This window comes from Enterococcus sp. CWB-B31, assembly GCF_020567645.1.
GTDB lineage: Bacteria > Bacillota > Bacilli > Lactobacillales > Enterococcaceae > Enterococcus_L.
The window spans coordinates 196426-212026 of the sequence record NZ_JAJDJW010000001.1; the positions used below are offsets into that span (position 1 = coordinate 196426).

General features: G+C 38.0%; 14 protein-coding genes. 11 read left to right on the forward strand and 3 right to left on the reverse strand.

Translation table 11 applies throughout. The annotated features are described in order from the left end of the window. Positions 1–76 precede the first annotated feature (76 nt). From LI954_RS00755 to LI954_RS00765, 3 genes are all read right to left on the reverse strand, one after another. A complete protein-coding gene (locus LI954_RS00755; protein WP_202067878.1) occupies positions 77–469 on the reverse strand; it encodes a DUF4809 family protein in 393 nt (130 codons plus the stop codon). A 120-nt stretch (positions 470–589) separates the two neighbouring features. After that, positions 590–1165 carry a class I SAM-dependent methyltransferase gene (locus LI954_RS00760; RefSeq protein ID WP_202067877.1) on the reverse strand — a complete coding sequence of 192 codons (576 nt, stop codon included), beginning with the start codon at positions 1163–1165 and terminating at the stop codon, positions 590–592. A gap of 57 nt (positions 1166–1222) precedes the next feature. Beyond that, positions 1223–1603 (reverse strand): RrF2 family transcriptional regulator, encoded by a 381-nt coding sequence (locus LI954_RS00765; protein ID WP_202067876.1) that lies wholly within the window; start codon positions 1601–1603, stop codon positions 1223–1225. Between the two features lie 502 nt (positions 1604–2105). Between LI954_RS00765 and LI954_RS00770 the strand changes: the two genes are divergently transcribed. The 11 genes from LI954_RS00770 to LI954_RS00820 all read left to right on the forward strand — a co-directional run bounded on the left by LI954_RS00770 (position 2106) and on the right by LI954_RS00820 (position 15516). Next, the gene (locus LI954_RS00770; RefSeq protein ID WP_229443231.1) at positions 2106–2789 is read left to right on the forward strand and encodes a response regulator transcription factor; all 684 of its coding nucleotides are present in this window, start codon (positions 2106–2108) and stop codon (positions 2787–2789) included. After that, a complete protein-coding gene (locus tag LI954_RS00775) occupies positions 2786–4264 on the forward strand; it encodes a sensor histidine kinase (RefSeq protein WP_229443232.1) in 1479 nt (492 codons plus the stop codon). Before LI954_RS00770 ends, LI954_RS00775 begins: the two co-directional genes overlap by 4 nt. Before the next feature lie 80 nt (positions 4265–4344). Beyond that, positions 4345–4971 (forward strand): hypothetical protein, encoded by a 627-nt coding sequence (locus LI954_RS00780; protein WP_229443233.1) that lies wholly within the window; start codon positions 4345–4347, stop codon positions 4969–4971. 983 nt (positions 4972–5954) lie between these two features. Then, a complete protein-coding gene (locus tag LI954_RS00785; RefSeq protein ID WP_229442428.1) occupies positions 5955–6395 on the forward strand; it encodes an ArpU family phage packaging/lysis transcriptional regulator in 441 nt (146 codons plus the stop codon). A 290-nt stretch (positions 6396–6685) separates the two neighbouring features. Beyond that, positions 6686–7132 carry a phage tail terminator protein gene (locus tag LI954_RS00790; protein ID WP_202067871.1) on the forward strand — a complete coding sequence of 149 codons (447 nt, stop codon included), beginning with the start codon at positions 6686–6688 and terminating at the stop codon, positions 7130–7132. An 8-nt stretch (positions 7133–7140) separates the two neighbouring features. Continuing rightward, positions 7141–7626: a phage tail tube protein gene (locus tag LI954_RS00795; protein WP_229442427.1), complete on the forward strand. Its 486-nt coding sequence runs from the start codon at positions 7141–7143 to the stop codon at positions 7624–7626. 552 nt (positions 7627–8178) lie between these two features. Then, positions 8179–8595, forward strand: coding sequence for a hypothetical protein (locus LI954_RS00800; protein ID WP_202067870.1), 417 nt, complete (start codon positions 8179–8181; stop codon positions 8593–8595). Between the two features lie 6 nt (positions 8596–8601). After that, entirely contained in the window at positions 8602–9264 is a 663-nt protein-coding gene (locus tag LI954_RS00805; protein ID WP_202067869.1) for a Gp15 family bacteriophage protein, read from the forward strand. Beyond that, entirely contained in the window at positions 9261–11600 is a 2340-nt protein-coding gene (locus LI954_RS00810) for a hypothetical protein (RefSeq protein WP_229443234.1), read from the forward strand. The genes LI954_RS00805 and LI954_RS00810 overlap by 4 nt, the downstream gene beginning before the upstream one ends. Continuing rightward, positions 11597–13111 carry a distal tail protein Dit gene (locus LI954_RS00815; protein WP_229443235.1) on the forward strand — a complete coding sequence of 505 codons (1515 nt, stop codon included), beginning with the start codon at positions 11597–11599 and terminating at the stop codon, positions 13109–13111. Before LI954_RS00810 ends, LI954_RS00815 begins: the two co-directional genes overlap by 4 nt. Further along, a complete protein-coding gene (locus LI954_RS00820) occupies positions 13108–15516 on the forward strand; it encodes a phage tail spike protein (protein WP_229443236.1) in 2409 nt (802 codons plus the stop codon). Before LI954_RS00815 ends, LI954_RS00820 begins: the two co-directional genes overlap by 4 nt. Positions 15517–15601: the final 85 nt, after the last annotated feature.

Here is a 15601-nt window from a genome sequence, read left to right on the forward strand (position 1 = left end):
TTGCTCTCTAGAGAAAAAGTTTTACAAAAAAAGATCGACAAAAGGATGTCGATCAATAAATAGCTTAAGGACGTATTTAATACTCAAAAGCAATAGCTTCTATTTGAAACAGAGTAGTCAGAATATTATTTGCTGTCTCTGTTAATTCTTGTGTATCTGCAATACGATCCCGTGTGTTCATTTCTGCAGCTGCACTTTTATAAGTGAGTCGATCATAATCTTCAAACAGTTTCACCTCAAGATCTCCTTTTGTAAAAGAAATATAGTCATCAAGAAGCGCCATCTTCATTTCCTGTTTAAAACCGCTTTTCAGAGCCAGAGTCATGACAAGTGTACTCACTGTTAATTCCTCCAAAGGTGTCTCCAAACCGTCCATTGTCAGTGTATAGGACTCACATTTTATAATTCCGCAGGCATTACAACCGCCTTCGGTCAAATCAATGATACTGCTGATTCTTGCTGTTTTCATTTGTCATCCATCCTTTTCCGTTCTCTGACTATTTATTTAATTGAAGCAATCAGAATGCAGTCTGCTTAGCTCGATTATAATAAAAAACAGCTTGACATAATAGTCTGTTTTTCTAATTTGTCAGATTTGTGCAGTAATGGCGTAAATTCCTTTAGTTGGAATTCTTTCATCGATAATTGTAAAACCAGCTTCCAACAGATACTTCCTCATTTCTTCCTGTGTGATTCGGGGATGGTTATGAGTGCCCGTCACATCTCTTTCAATTTCCACACAAAGAAAATAACCGCCTGACTTTAGGATACGTTTAATTTCATCCAGTGCCTGAGAAAGCTCCGGAATTTCATGCAAGGCAATTGAAGCTAAGGCTTTATCAACAGAATGATTTTCTAAGGGGAGGTTTGTCAAAGCAGAATGTACTGGTTTAATATTGGACATTTGCTGATTTTCCATTTTCTCTTTGATATATGCCAGCATTTGCATATCTAAATCAACAGCAATAACGGTTTCTGCAATTTCAGCGAGTGGAAATGTAAAATATCCGGTGCCGGCACCTAAATCAGCAATTTTATCTGTTGATTGGATAGCCAAGAGTGCTGCAATCTCTTCAAACGTAATAGTTTCAATGCGATGCTGTTCAAGATTGGCAACTTTTTTTTGAAAGAAGTCAGGATTGGTTGGATGATGTGAATGATTCATAAATAGATCTCCTTTGAATAAAATGATTTTGATGAATCGTTGAAAAAAACAGCTTGGTTAAAGAATATCAATAATCTTTTTTTCAGCTAAAAAGTTATTCATTTCCTTTTCAGCATTAGTAATAACTTGTTGAATCACACAATTGTGATTCACAGACATATCACAAACAAGCAGAGGTGCTCTTCCCTCAACTGCCTGAATGACATCGAGGAAGGAAATCGTTTCTTTAGGAGCAGCCAGCTGATAACCGCCTTTTGCTCCTGGTGTCGAACTGACCAGTCCGGCTTTTGTCAGTTGTGTCAAAATTTTGGACAAATATGTGGGAGAAAGCTTGAACTGTTCTGCCAAAGTGTATATGGAGGACTTTTCCTGAGATTTGCTGCTGATTAGATAAGCAATAATGTGGAGTGCGTAGTTTGTTGCTTTTGTGTATTTCATTGCGTTCACTACTTTCATTAGTTATTATGAGTGAAAATGATAAAAAGATATTAAAGAGTCTTTTTATCTATAATATTAGAGTTGTAAATGATTGTCAATCAAAAATACTTTGAATTTCCCCGTTTTTCACTAAAAAGCCTATTATATCAGCAGTTACAGAAGCTGTTTTCTAAATAAATGAAGGATACTTCGAAATATTGTTAGTTCAATGCTTTTCTGTATTAGTGTCAAAAATTGGGGGTAAATTCAAAAAATACGAAAAGAATTTTGGTTATTTGGGTTTAAGTATCGAATTGATTTATTAAGAGAAAAGCGGAGAAGAATCTGTTGAAGATTTGGAATGTTGGATTACTTCTATTCAAGGGCGGAATTATCTGAAAGGACTGAAATCGATTCTCACTAGTTACTGATGTAAAGCTCCTTCTTTTCAACTATAATGAGAAAAAAAGCAGTTTTACTGGAGTGGAAAGGAAAAGGACTGGGTTTCAGAAGGGAGAGACGAATGCAAAAGATTTTGATTATTGAAGATAACCATCAAATTGTTGATGTTCTGGAAAAATATCTGCAAAAGGAAGGGTATGAAACGAAGCATATTTATGATGGAAAAGAGGCATTGGATTTATTTCCAACTGAGCCTGCAGATCTGATTTTGCTGGACATTATGCTTCCAAATGTTGATGGTTTTACCATCTGTAAAAAAATTCGAAGGACCTCTATTGTGCCGATTATTATGATTACTGCAAAGTCTGAAGATGCAGATCGGATTCTTGGCTTGGAGATTGGTGCAGATGATTATATTGTGAAGCCTTTTTCGCCCAAGGAAGTAGTTGCACGAATAAAGGCATTGCTGAGAAGAATTGATTTTGAAAAAAATACTGTGGATTCAGCTCTTTTTTATGGCAATATTTTTATTGATCAAAAGACAAAAGAAATAAAGATAGGTCATTCAAAAGTTATTCTGACTAAGAAGGAATTTGAGCTTTTAATCTTGTTTCTTCAATATCCAAAGAAGGTGTTCACAAGAGAGAATCTTTTGGACAGTGCTTGGGGAATAGATTATTATGGTGATCCGAGAACTGTTGACAGTCATATTAAGCGATTGAGAGTGAAGCTGAAAACAGCGGGTTCTTCCTGTAAAATAAAAACGATTTGGGGAGAAGGCTATGCGCTTGAGGTGATGGAATGAAAAAAAGTATATTAGGCCGTCTCATTCGATTGGTTTCTACATTGCTAATTATGATGACTATAATGATCGGAGTGTTGTTTGCTGTCATTTTTTCAAAGCAGACCGAGGATCTCCATATGGAAGAAGTAAGTCACAGAGGAGAAATCATTCAAAATACCTTGGCTGATTACTTTTCAGGAGAAACACTTTCTTCCAGAATGGGCAGTGGTCAAAACAATCATAGTGGGATGATGGGTTATGGTACTTATTTGAATTTTATTAATCAAATTGCCGGAGACTATGTCTGGGTAGTTGATCAAAATAAGCAGGCGCTTTTAAATAGTCACCATGGAAATACAACAGATCAGGAGTTGCCAGAAGCAGCCAATCAGTTGATTGAAAGCGTGTATTTAAGCAAGAGCTCAGCTTCCATTAAAGAAGGAGGTCTGTTTCAATTATCTTCGATCACGATGGTGTTGCCCATTCTTGTGGAAAATCAAGTGGTCGGTATTGTTGTGATGTACTCCGATGTTGCCAGTATTCATCAGAATCAGGCAAATGGTTATTTAATTTTACTTATCAGTATGCTCATCGCTTTACTTATCAGTATTCTGCTGTTGATCAGACTGGCCAGAGACTTTGTTTCACCAATCAGAGAGATGGAGAACTATACAGATGCATTAATTAATGAAAAGTATCCTCCGGCTTTAAAGTTCCAAACAGAAGATGAACTGAATGAACTGGCTGAACGACTGTCTATTTTAAGTAAGCGACTTGAGCAGGCAAAAAATGAGCAGGAAAATAAAATACGGGGAGAAAAAGAATTTCTTTCACAAATTTCTCATGAATTAAGAACGCCAGTAATGGTGATGAAGAGCTCTCTGGAAGCTTTGACGGATGAATTAGTTACTTCTCAGAAAGAACTGAAACTATATCATCAGCAATTGCTGAAAGAAGCAGGGTGTTTAGAACGGCTGGTCAATGATCTATTGGAATTAAGCAGACTTCAATCTGTAGAATTTAGTTTAAATATGGAAAGTGTTGATCCTCTTGAAATTATAGAGGATGCAGTCAGAGCTTACCGTTGGAAATTGAAGGAGAAAGGCCAGGTATTAAAGATAGACAATCAATTGACAGAGCCTGTCTACATTTATGGAGATCACGTCCGGCTTACTCAGCTGATGAAAAATTTACTGGACAACGCAAATAAATACAGCAATAATAATTCAGAAATTCTGTTAAGTATCGAAAAGATTAAGAATCAGCTTTGTTTTAAACTCAAAAATCAAAGCGGCTCTATAAACCCTATAGATTCTCAGGCGTTATTTGAAACGTTTCACAGAGGAAACCGCATAAATTCAGAAGAGGGAACAGGCTTGGGACTGGCTATTTGTCAGCAAATCATCCAACGGCATTCGGGAGAAATTACCATTGACAATGAGTCTGGATGCCAGGTAGTCGTTACTTTTTATTTACCAATAGAGAACACCCGTTGAAAAAGCCGGCTCTTTTGTCACACTTCTGCCATAACTTCTTTTTACACTGTAAAGTAGATAGAGAAATGAGGTGAGGAAAAATGAAAAAGAGAACAAGTTTAATGGTGGTTATTGGAATGATTGTGTGTTTACTCATAGGCTTTTATGCACCGATAGTTAATGGTCAGACAGCAATATCTTCTGCTGAAGCAGCAGCTTTTCGAGAAAAGTCCGGCTTACAATTAGCAAATTTGACTAGAAAGACAGTCGGTTTGATAGCATTTTGCAGAGACGAAGCAGTACGTGTCCAGACAGAAACAACAAAACAGGCAATTCCACAGCAAACTAAATTAGAAGAAAATGCTGGACTGACGGCCATTGATAGAAAGGAATCTGAACAAACTGTTGATTTGGTTCAACCAGATGCTAATCAGCCAATGACTCAAAATGCAGGTATCTGTAACGAGCTGGGCCATTGGAATGAAATTTGCGATGGCAGCTGTACGACTCAGGGAAATCAGCCGCCAGGTACAGGTATTTGTGATGGAACAGGAAATCATGCGGCAAATTGTGCAGGTACTTGCAGTTATTATAATCAGAGAAATGCCGGAGATTCCCCAGAAAATAACCAAAATCAGAATACCATGCATAATGGAGCTATGAGAGGTCGGGGATATCATCATGGGGGGAATCAGTCTTCCAGTCACGGTACTGGGCATCGTCGCTAATTTATAGTTGAAACAAAAACAAATGCAGAATCTAAAGTACAGAATAGCTGAAAAAAAGTATTTTTGGAGTGGAGAAATTCACTCCTTTTTTGCATTTCATTGCTGAATCTATTAAGTATTTAATCTGAGGGTTCTTATCCCAATCTTTTAAATACAGCAGGAATTTATAGGTTTATATAAATATATATCAATCTATAAATAATTAATTTTATTTTTTTAAACATTTTAATAACTAATATGAAAAGTGAACGGCTGCTATGAGAGAACTTGAAAAAATGCTGGAAACTTTAGGGGAAAATATACATATTTCTGTCCTTTTTTATGTTGATTACGGTCAATTTATTCATTAATTGACCTCGGGGGATATATTTGTACAGTACTTCACCCGATGAAGGCAGAAGAAAGATTTTCCAGAAAAACTCCTCTAACCCTAATGATCCAGTCGGTCCCTGTAGCAATTGGAAATTATGTTTAGATTGGCAAGAATATTAGTATTATGCCTAGAGTTGCGATTGGAGATCATGTGGTGGATTAGAAAATATTGTGACCAAGTCTATATCGGTACAGAGTGTGGCAGTTGGGAATCCATGTAAAGTGAATAAAGTAGGAAGCAAAGAAACAGAATTGCAGCTAAGTATTTTTCCGTTTATCTTAAAATTTTTTATACAATAAAGCCCTATTTTGAGTGTTCCTGTCAAAATCAGGCTTTATTTATTTTAAATTCAGAAGTTACATATAGTCTTAATGATTTCAAACCTTGTTTTTTATTTGGATATTCTGAATAGAGAGAAAAAACGGAAAAAATCAGGAAAATTGAGTATATAAGAGCGGTTATAGTAGATAAGTAAAGAAGATAATACTTTCTAATTTCTAAAAAAATTTATTGGAATTGAAGATTTACGGTTAAAGAGCTGGTTCAATTATATGTTGACAGTAGATTCATTGAGCTTGGTTCTAAAAATAAGTTAAAGGAGATATAAGTTATGTTAATTTTCCCCGAAATTGATAAGAAAAAAACGAAACAAAATGCTCGCCTGACATTGCGGACTTTTCCTCAGTTGAGTCGGTTGGCAAGAACTGAAAAACTACCTAAAGTTACGGCAAGTTATTATTTTGACTTAGGTGAGGATGAAAAGAACCATAAGGAAGAACAGGTTGTTGAAAGAAAAATTTTGGCAGAGGTTGAACTAAAGCAAATTGCTTCGGCGATTAATAAATTATCTGCATTTGAACGTCGGCTGATCTATGACAAATATATAAATAATAAGGAGACAAATGTTGCTCTGTCTTTAAACTACCATATAAGTGAAAGTAAATTTTACCGGGAGCTGGATGGAGCGCTGTTGCATTTTGCTGAATCTTACGATGAGGGACAACTGGTGAAAGTAAAGCAAGGGTCTTCTGGGAGTAAAGTGAAAGTTTAAAATCGCCTTTTGGGTATAGACTTAATTTACCGATGAGAACCGGCGCCGGATTGGTCGGGAGAAAGGAGGATCCTAAAGGAACAGAAGAAGACATTTTTGGAAGCCCAAAAATGAAGGAACTGTTCATCTGTAGATAGGTTTTTGACACATTATTTATGAACAACGAATAAGAAAAGCATAAAAAGAATGAGGATAAATTTTCTGTTGAATAAAGCAATATACGAAAAGCATCCAAAAAGACGTATAGGTATTTATTCAAAAGAACCGTATCTGCAGTTGGGAAACAAGAGATGGACTTTTATGAGAAAATTGCTGAATATTTATTGAAGCAGCTGGATATTGATTCAGCAAGTCTGAACAAGCAGGGAGAAAAAGAAATTATTTTTCGACCATTGACAAATCAGGAGAAAGGTATAGCTATTTTGGATGAACCATCAGAAACAGAAATTCGTTTTTTAGATCATTCCAGATACTATAATGTAAATTTTCAGGTGTCAATAAAAAACAGTGATCAGAAAAAGGCACGACAGGAATCATATCTTATTTATCAGGAGCTGGACGATTTTCCCAGACCTGACATAAATGGAGAGCTCCTGACTGTGGTAAGTGATTCGGGCAGCTTTATCCTTCGTTCCTGCGAAGGAGTCCAATTACCTCAGTTACTGGAAATAACTGATAATGAAGAATTTATTTATATTCTCAAAATCAAAGCAAATCTATTAATTCAAAAAAACTAGGAGGAACAATGATGATCAAACAAACATTTATGAAACTTGCACCGGAGACAGGAGCAACAGGCTTTGCACCAAACTGGATGAATAAATATGAAGTGGGTCCCATACCGACAGGAGATACTGAACCGCAATTATTTGAACTAGCAGCAGGAATCCAAACTGTAGAACCGACAACTGAAGAAGAAACAGAAACTTATGCTTATTATGGAGACAAAGGCGGCAGCAATATTGATGTTACTAGCGTCACAAGTGCGTATGCATTTAAAGGGCACCGCCGTTATAAAGATGATCCAGCACAAGACTTTGTTCGTGACTGCCTGTCTAAATCAGGAGATGGCCGTTTGATTTATTTCCGTCATACAGAACCTGATGGACGAATTCGTGAAGGAAAATCAACACTAACAGGAATTATTCATACTGGTGGAGACGCAAATATGCGAGGTAATTTTGAATGCACGATTTCATTTAACGGACTACCAAAAGATACAAAAGCATAGTTGTCAGCCAGTGAAAAGCAGAACCAGTGTATCGACTGATTTAAACCTAAGCTACGCTTCTATACCAAGAAATGTGAGGCATATCCAGTAGTATTGAATACCATCCTGCTAATACTCCTAGATGAGCTAGCCTCTATTCAAGGAATATTTATAGAGGTCACGCATATCATTTCACTAAATGTTCTTACACAAGTGAAACTGACAAAGCAGGATTGGCAATCTCGCCAGCTGTTCTTGTAAAAGTGGGAAATCCTTGTATCTACTTGGAAATGCGTGGGCAACTATCCAGCTGTTTTTGAAGCTGCTCGTTCTTGTCATTGAAGTATATAAGTTAAAAAATTCGACTATTGAACATCATTTATAGACGATCTTTTAGTGTAATTTCTAAGTTGGTCAGAGCACTAGGTAATAGTGATAGGTAACGTACTATCACATGCACTGTGGAAATGCAGAAACAGAATATCAGGATAAAAAATCAGAATATTCAGACTTCAATACTGAGTTTCTGCATTTCCATTACGTTCTAAACAGATCCATGGAGGAGGAAAATATATGTCAAAGCAAATCAAAAATAATAAAGAAATCAATGTCAGTTTAAGCAATGGTTTTATTCCAGTAAATATAGGCGGTTTGGAGTTTAAATTACTGACCAGTGATCGTAAAAGAAAGGAATATCGTCAGGTACTGGCAAGTCTGGAAGAAGAACAAAAAGTACTTTTGAAGCAAGCCGATGAATTGAAAGATACTTCGGATGAAATCTCAGAAACAGCTGTTTACGAAAAAACTATCAAGATCATCAAAAAAGCAATTGATACAGTTCTTGGAAAAGATGCATTTAACCAACTCTATGAAAAAGCTGGGGAAGATGCCGAAGCCATCCTTGATGCATTTATCGGGGTAATGGAGCAATATCGGGCTATTCAGGAAAAAAATAAACTGCAGCAATTTGTTGACGGGAAAAAGAAGTGATGAACAATGACACTTTCATTGGCCTGGGGCTTAAATGACGAGGTAGAAATAGCCGGAAATCACTATCAGCTGAATCTTGAGTTTTCAAGTGTACTCAGATGGTATGAGGTGTTTCAAAATGAAGAGGAAAGTGAGCATTTCAAAGTTCTTTTAGCACTGGTAATGCTGGGAAATCTTACGGAAGAAGAACTGGAAATGATTCCATGGGAACAAAAAGAACAGTTGTTTACTGTTATTTTGAAAAAGATTTTTGGTGAAGTCAAAAATATTGCCGGAGAAAATAAAGACTTAATGGGAAATGTATTGATTGAAGAGCGTCCGCCTGAGACAAAGTATTACGATCTGATTGAAGATACTCCGTATATTTATGCCAGTTTTCGTCAGGATTATGGAATTAATCTGATGGAGGAAAGAGGGAGAATGCACTGGGAAGAATTTTCAGTGTTGCTATCTGGTCTAAGTGAACAGACGAAGCTCAGAAAAGTCATTGATATTCGGAGGATGAAGATTCCTGAAAAATGCAGCATGGAGGAAAGGCAGCAGATTCTTGAAGCGAAAAAAGCTGTTGCGTTAAAAACAAATCATGAAGCAGCTGTGTTCGAAGCAATGGATTTGGTGGAAAGAAGACGCTGGTACGAAGAAAAACAGAAACGAGGTGAAAGAAAATGAGTATGGAAGAAATACGCGTAGCACTGGCTGTTAACTCTTCACGAGCTGACAGTGTGCTGGATGCTTTTGAACAACGGCTAAACGACCTTCAGTTGGTTGAGTCGGTAATGGTTGAAGTGGACACAGGTGATGCAACAAGTGAAGTCGAAGTGCTAATAGACCGAATGACGCAACTGTCTGCAGAGTCTTTAAATACGGCAGGAATAGTCTCGAAAAAATTGAACAATGCATTGAAATCTATTTTTAATGCGGCTGCCGAAGCAAGCGGTCAGGACAATTTTTCTGCTGTTATGCAAAGATGGAAGGAGGCAGTGGAAAATATAAAAGCAGCATTTGGGCAGCCGCTACTGGAGCCGTTTACAAAAATGATTGAGGTTGCTTCAGATGTGGTGAACCGTTTTGCGGATTTTTTAAATAGATATCCAGCTATTGTTTATACAGTTACCGGAGCGCTGGTGGTTTTTGCAGCTGCACTGAAGTCAATTTTGATTGTTAATTCAATAACGACAGCGATCGGTCCGACAATCAGTGCACTCAGAGGATTTAAAACTATGCTGATGGGTGTTGGTGGAGCAGGTGGTCTTCTGGCAAGTCCGATCTTTTTAGCTGTTGCGGCGATTACCGCATTAGCCGTGATTCTTTATACAGCCTATCAGCGTTCAGAAACATTTAGAAATGTTGTGCAGGCTGTCTTTGAATACTTAAAAGTAGCTACGGCAGTTGTAATAGAAAAAGTTAAGAATTTTAGAGCTTCGGTAATAGAAGCCTTTACGTCAGCTTACCAGAACTCTGAAATGTTAAGAGGAGGAATGGCAGTTGTTTTTGAATTCATTAAAAACATTTTGGGGACAGTGACCGAAAAGCTGTCTCTTTTTAAAGAAGCCATTCTTCAAGCTTTTCAAAGTGGAGATATGTCCGGTCTTTTAGAAATATTTAAAAACCTAATTCCGACAATTATAGGTTTTATTTTGGGAGGAATTCCCAAATTGCTGATTATGGGGACTAAAATGATTTCCTCAATTGCAGAAGGAATGGGAATATCTGTTCCAGAATTGTTAACAATGGTAGTCGAATCAATTATGAACGTTATTATGGAAATCATCAATATGCTTCCTTCATTTATTGAGACAGGTGCAGCGATGCTGACAGGTTTAATTGAAGGAATTGCAGGGATGCTGCCAGGGCTGGTTGATGCCGGAATTGGGATTATTACAGGATTACTTACAGCTATTTTGGAAAATCTATCACTATTGGTTGAATCAGGGGTGGCCCTGTTAAATGCTTTGATTGAAGGTCTGATGACTGCATTGCCGTTTATCGTTGAAGCAGTCATTGTTATTGTAACGACATTTGTTGCACTTTTAATTGAAAATTTACCGATGTTGCTGAATGCTGGAATAAAAATTCTGCTGGCAATTATAGCCGGTCTGCTCGAAGTCCTGCCAGCTCTGCTTGAGGCAGCGGTAACAATCCTTACGGCACTAGTTTTTGCGCTGATAAAAAATCTGCCAAGAATTTTGTCTGTCGGCGTGCAATTAATTACGGCATTAATTACCGGATTGTTGAGCATGCTCGGGCAATTACTCGGAGCGATAGGAAATCTTATGCTGGGGATTCTCTCAAAAATTGGTGAGTTCCTAGGACAGATGCTTATAAAAGGAATCGAACTGATTACAAATCTAATTAACGGGATTGGTCAGAAAATTAGTGAAGCTGGTACAAAAGCCGGAGAAATTGCCCACTCAGTCATTGATGGAGTAACCGGATTTGTTAAGGATATGAAAAATGCTGGCGTGGATTTGGCAATGGGCTTTATTAATGGGATAGACAACATGATAACGAAAGTTAAAGAAAAAGCAGCTGCTTTGGCAAAAGGGGCAGTGGATACGGTAAAAAAATGGTTGAGAATCGCTTCACCTTCCAAGGTAATGATTCAGATGGGCGAATGGACAGGAGAAGGATTTGGTGCTGGAATTGAAGCGATGATTGCTCCTGTCTCAAAACTGTCTGAGAAACTGGCTGAAGCGGCAACGATTGATGCAGTGCCAAATGCAGATCTTTCAAATATGCTGAGTACAAAATTAAATAATGAATTAGGTATGATGAATCTCAGTGCCAATCCTGAACTGCTTCATACAGGTGCTGCTTCAAGTGCGCTGGTTGCCAAATATGATTTGGCAGTATCTACCCATGGAAACAATCAACCGCCGATGTATTTTGAAGCAACTTTTGAAGCGGATGGTCGTGAAATTGCTAAAGGAACAGCTAAGTTTATGAAGCCTGAAATTGACCGGATCAATCGCGCAGATGCAAGATTAGGAGGCGAGAGAATTTGAATGATTTTACAGTGATTTTTAATGGAGTTGATTTGTCTCCTTATTTAAGGGTGACAGAAGACTTTCGCCGGGGAATCGGCACAACAAGAACGAATCATACGCTGCAGGTGGGAACCCACCATTTCAAACGATATACCGGCTATAGTCTGGATGAAAAGATCATTGAGATGCCCTTTGTAGTAAGAAATGATTTAATAAATAAAAGAAGAGAACTGGCTCGGATACTGAATGTATCCGAACCGGCACAATTAATTTTTACAGATGAGCCAGATAAATATTATATGGCTCTTCCAACCGGAGATATTGATGTTTTGGAAAAAAGATTCCTAGGGTTCGGCACGATTACCTGGCAGATTCCGGATGGAGTTGCATACAGTGTTCAGGCGAAGGAAGCAACCAACCGTAAAAAAGATGTTCTGGACATTTATAATTCTGGAACATTTGAGTCATTTCCGAAGATAGAGGTGCAGATGACTTCCGATAATGGATTTGTCGGCTTTATTAATGATGAAGGAGCGTTACTCCAATTTGGCGATCCTGATGAAGTCAACGGCGTTGCCTACGAGAAATCAGAATATGGCATTATTGATATTTGCGGAGTTAACTTTTGGGAGGATACATTTGCAAAATCTAAGTGGCGTACAAACGAAGGCTTTGTTGTTCAATATAAGGGAATGGAGTGCAAGCAAAGTGGCAGCGGTTTATCCTACGATGTCTATAACATTAGTTATGATCCTTGGGCTGGGCAAAAATTTCCAAGTCTGCGAACAATAAGTTATGGAACAGGTGAAGGCTGGCATGGCCCATCTATTACCCGCCCGTTTACACCGGATAGTGAAGGGAAAGATACTGCCAAAAACTGGACCTTTGAAATCGGTCAATTTTTTATCTCGGGCTCTGTTGAACAAGCTGGGATGCAGCAATGGCTGGTAAACACTCCAGAGGGTAAAAATGTTGCTGGTATTATTTTTGTAAAAAGTAATACAAGTGCGCATGAGATGACATGTTGTCTGGTTATTAACGGACAGGTTGTGAAGGAGATACCTTCAAAATCCTTTACCGGAAACATGCTTACCGGCTGGTGGGGAGGTTCATGGAAGGTGGATAAATTTAATAATCAATTTACATTTACAACTCCTTCTGGGATATTCTCTTTCAATAATTCTGCTGCAGCAAATCTTGAAGGAAAATTCATTACTTTTTATGCGGCACAATGGAAGACACTTCCGGCAATGGCGGTGAATATATATACTTCCTGCAGATTCCAAAAGCATAATGTGGAGAAATGGATTGATATTCCCAACAAGTTTGGTGAGTATGATGTTCTCTCTATTGATACTGGGAAGGGAACGGTTTTATTGAATGGATTGGAAACACCTGGACTGGGAGCACTTGGAAATGACTGGGAACAATTTATGCTGAAGACAGGGGAAAATCAAATTCATTGTCTGTACTCTGAGTTTTCAAAGAAGCCGGAGATGAAAATCAGCTTTAATGAGGTGTTCTTATGATTCTATATTTTGCGGATAGAAAGTTTTCCATCTTGGGAATGGCTTCAACAGGAACTTTACCAAAGGCACTAAAATTCTATGATGACACGGAGTCACAGGAAATTGAAAAGGGGTCTTCTATTCTTACTGGCTATTTATCTATTGAAGATAATCTGACAGAAATCAACCGCTTAACTCAAATCGGTAATTACCTGTTAATGCAGGACGAAGATAAGCAGATTCGTTTTTATACGATTATTCGAAAAGAAAAAAACAGGAAAAACAGAGAAGTATTCATTTATGCCGAAGATGCGGGATTAGATCTTCTTAACGAAGTGGTGGACCAGTGGAGTGAGCCTGCCAAAGAACAGCCGATTTCCTATTACATTAATCGTGCAATTTATGATTCAGGATTTGAAATTGGTCAAAATGAAGTTTCTACACTTCAAAAGAAACTGCCATTTTCTAATGAAGAGACAGCGACAAAACGTTTATTGGCAATTGTTGAAGCATTTGATCAAGCAGAATTTTCCTTTCGGTTTGAGATAAAAGGAATGAAAGTTGTCAGGAAATATATCGACATTTTTCAAAAACGGGGAAATGAAACACAAATTGAATTACGACTCAACCGAGATATCGATAATATCGTTACAGAAGAAACGATAGAAAATCTTGCGACAGCTTTCAGAGTTTACGGAGGAAAAACCGAAGGCGATTCTGAAGGAATTACATTACAGGGATACAACTATGATGATGGGCGCTTTTACGTAGAAGGGATGTACCTGCTGGACAGACAGGCATTGTCAGTCTGGAGCCGTTATTTAAGTGAAACAGGGACAAATGTTGGACACATTGTCGCCAATTTTAACTACGATACATTAGATAAAGATCTGCTCTGCGCAGAGGCTGTAAAGGAGCTGAGAAAACGTTCTGAGCCGGAGATCAATTATGAAGTAGATATTGCTTTCCTTCCAGATGATGTACGAATTGGTGATACAGTCAATATTGTTGATGATGAAGATAATTTGTATTTACAGGCAAGAGTTTTAAAACTGGAGCGTTCCAGATCTAACAAGAAAGCGACAGCAGTTCTTGGAAACTATTTGATAAAGTCCAGTGGGATCAATCAGCGGCTTCAAGATCTGGCTGATAAAATTCAGACGATAAAATCAGGAGATACCTATTTTCCGTGGATTCGTTACGCTGATGATGAGAATGGAAAAAATATTTCCGCTATGCCTCTTGGTAAAACATATATGGCTATAAAATACGGGTTAAATCAGCCGACGCCTTCAGATGATTCCAGAGATTATGATGGTCTTTGGGTTAAAATCATCGGTCAGGACGGACAGGATGGATTAGAAGGACCTCCAGGGCAAAATGGGCTGCCAACTTATACGTGGATTCGCTATGCAGATGATGTAAACGGAAATGGGATCAGTGAGAATCCTGAGGGCAAGAAATATATTGGAATTGCCCATAACAAGGCAACGTTAACCCCTTCAACAAATCCCAAGGAATATATTTGGTCGGCAATGTATGACGATGAACAACTGAAAGCACTCCAAAATAAGGTAGAAGGCATTACCTATCCATTCACCTCTTCCAAGGAGCCGTCGAATCCTAAGGCTGGACAACAGTGGTGGAGGCAGGATATTAATAACCCTGACTCAATTACCGGCTATTTTGTTTGGGACGGAAAGAAATGGAATCCTCAAACGATTCAGCAGTCCATATTGAATATTATAGAACTAAATGCCGTTAAAATTTTGGGTGGAGAGATCACTGGCACAGTCATGACCGGATCAAAAATAATTAATACGTTTGACATGATGGATCAGGGAGCTCGTCTGGTCGGATTGACGAAACTGGATGCCGCCAAATTACGAATGGAATATGTTGTTCCAGAAACCAGTCAAAGTGGGTTCTTGGAAATTAACCCTCAGGAGCTGCTTTGCCGAATCAATGATTCTGATGGAAATCAGTTGTCTGCATGGGCTTTAAGCAATCAAGGATTACGACTTGCTTATGGTAATAAAATTGGTGTACTTAGCTATGATTCTCTGATTGATCATGATTGGTACTACCTGACTTTGGCTTCAGGACTTTCATGGGAGTATCCAAATGAAAACTGGTATCAACCGAAAATAAAGAAAATTTATATTCAGGGAAAGAGTGGAATCCAGACCGCCGGAATTATTAAAAGAACAACTGCTGGTGGAGGTGATGGTTTCTGGGTTTCTATAGGAACATGGAAGCCATCGGAAATGCTGGTCTTTCCATCCCGAGATGTGACGATTACCGGAACTATTCAAGATGGTACAAGTGCAGCGATCTCTTTTCAATCCAACGGCAACATTAGGATGAGATGTCCAAAGAACTGGACAGAATTGCGTTGGGATGCCTGTGTAATTGTTCAAGATTAAAGCGGGATGATTGATCTGGAAAATAAAAATATAGGCATAATAAGAGTTAATATCAAATCATAAAATAAAAAATTTGAAAGTTGAT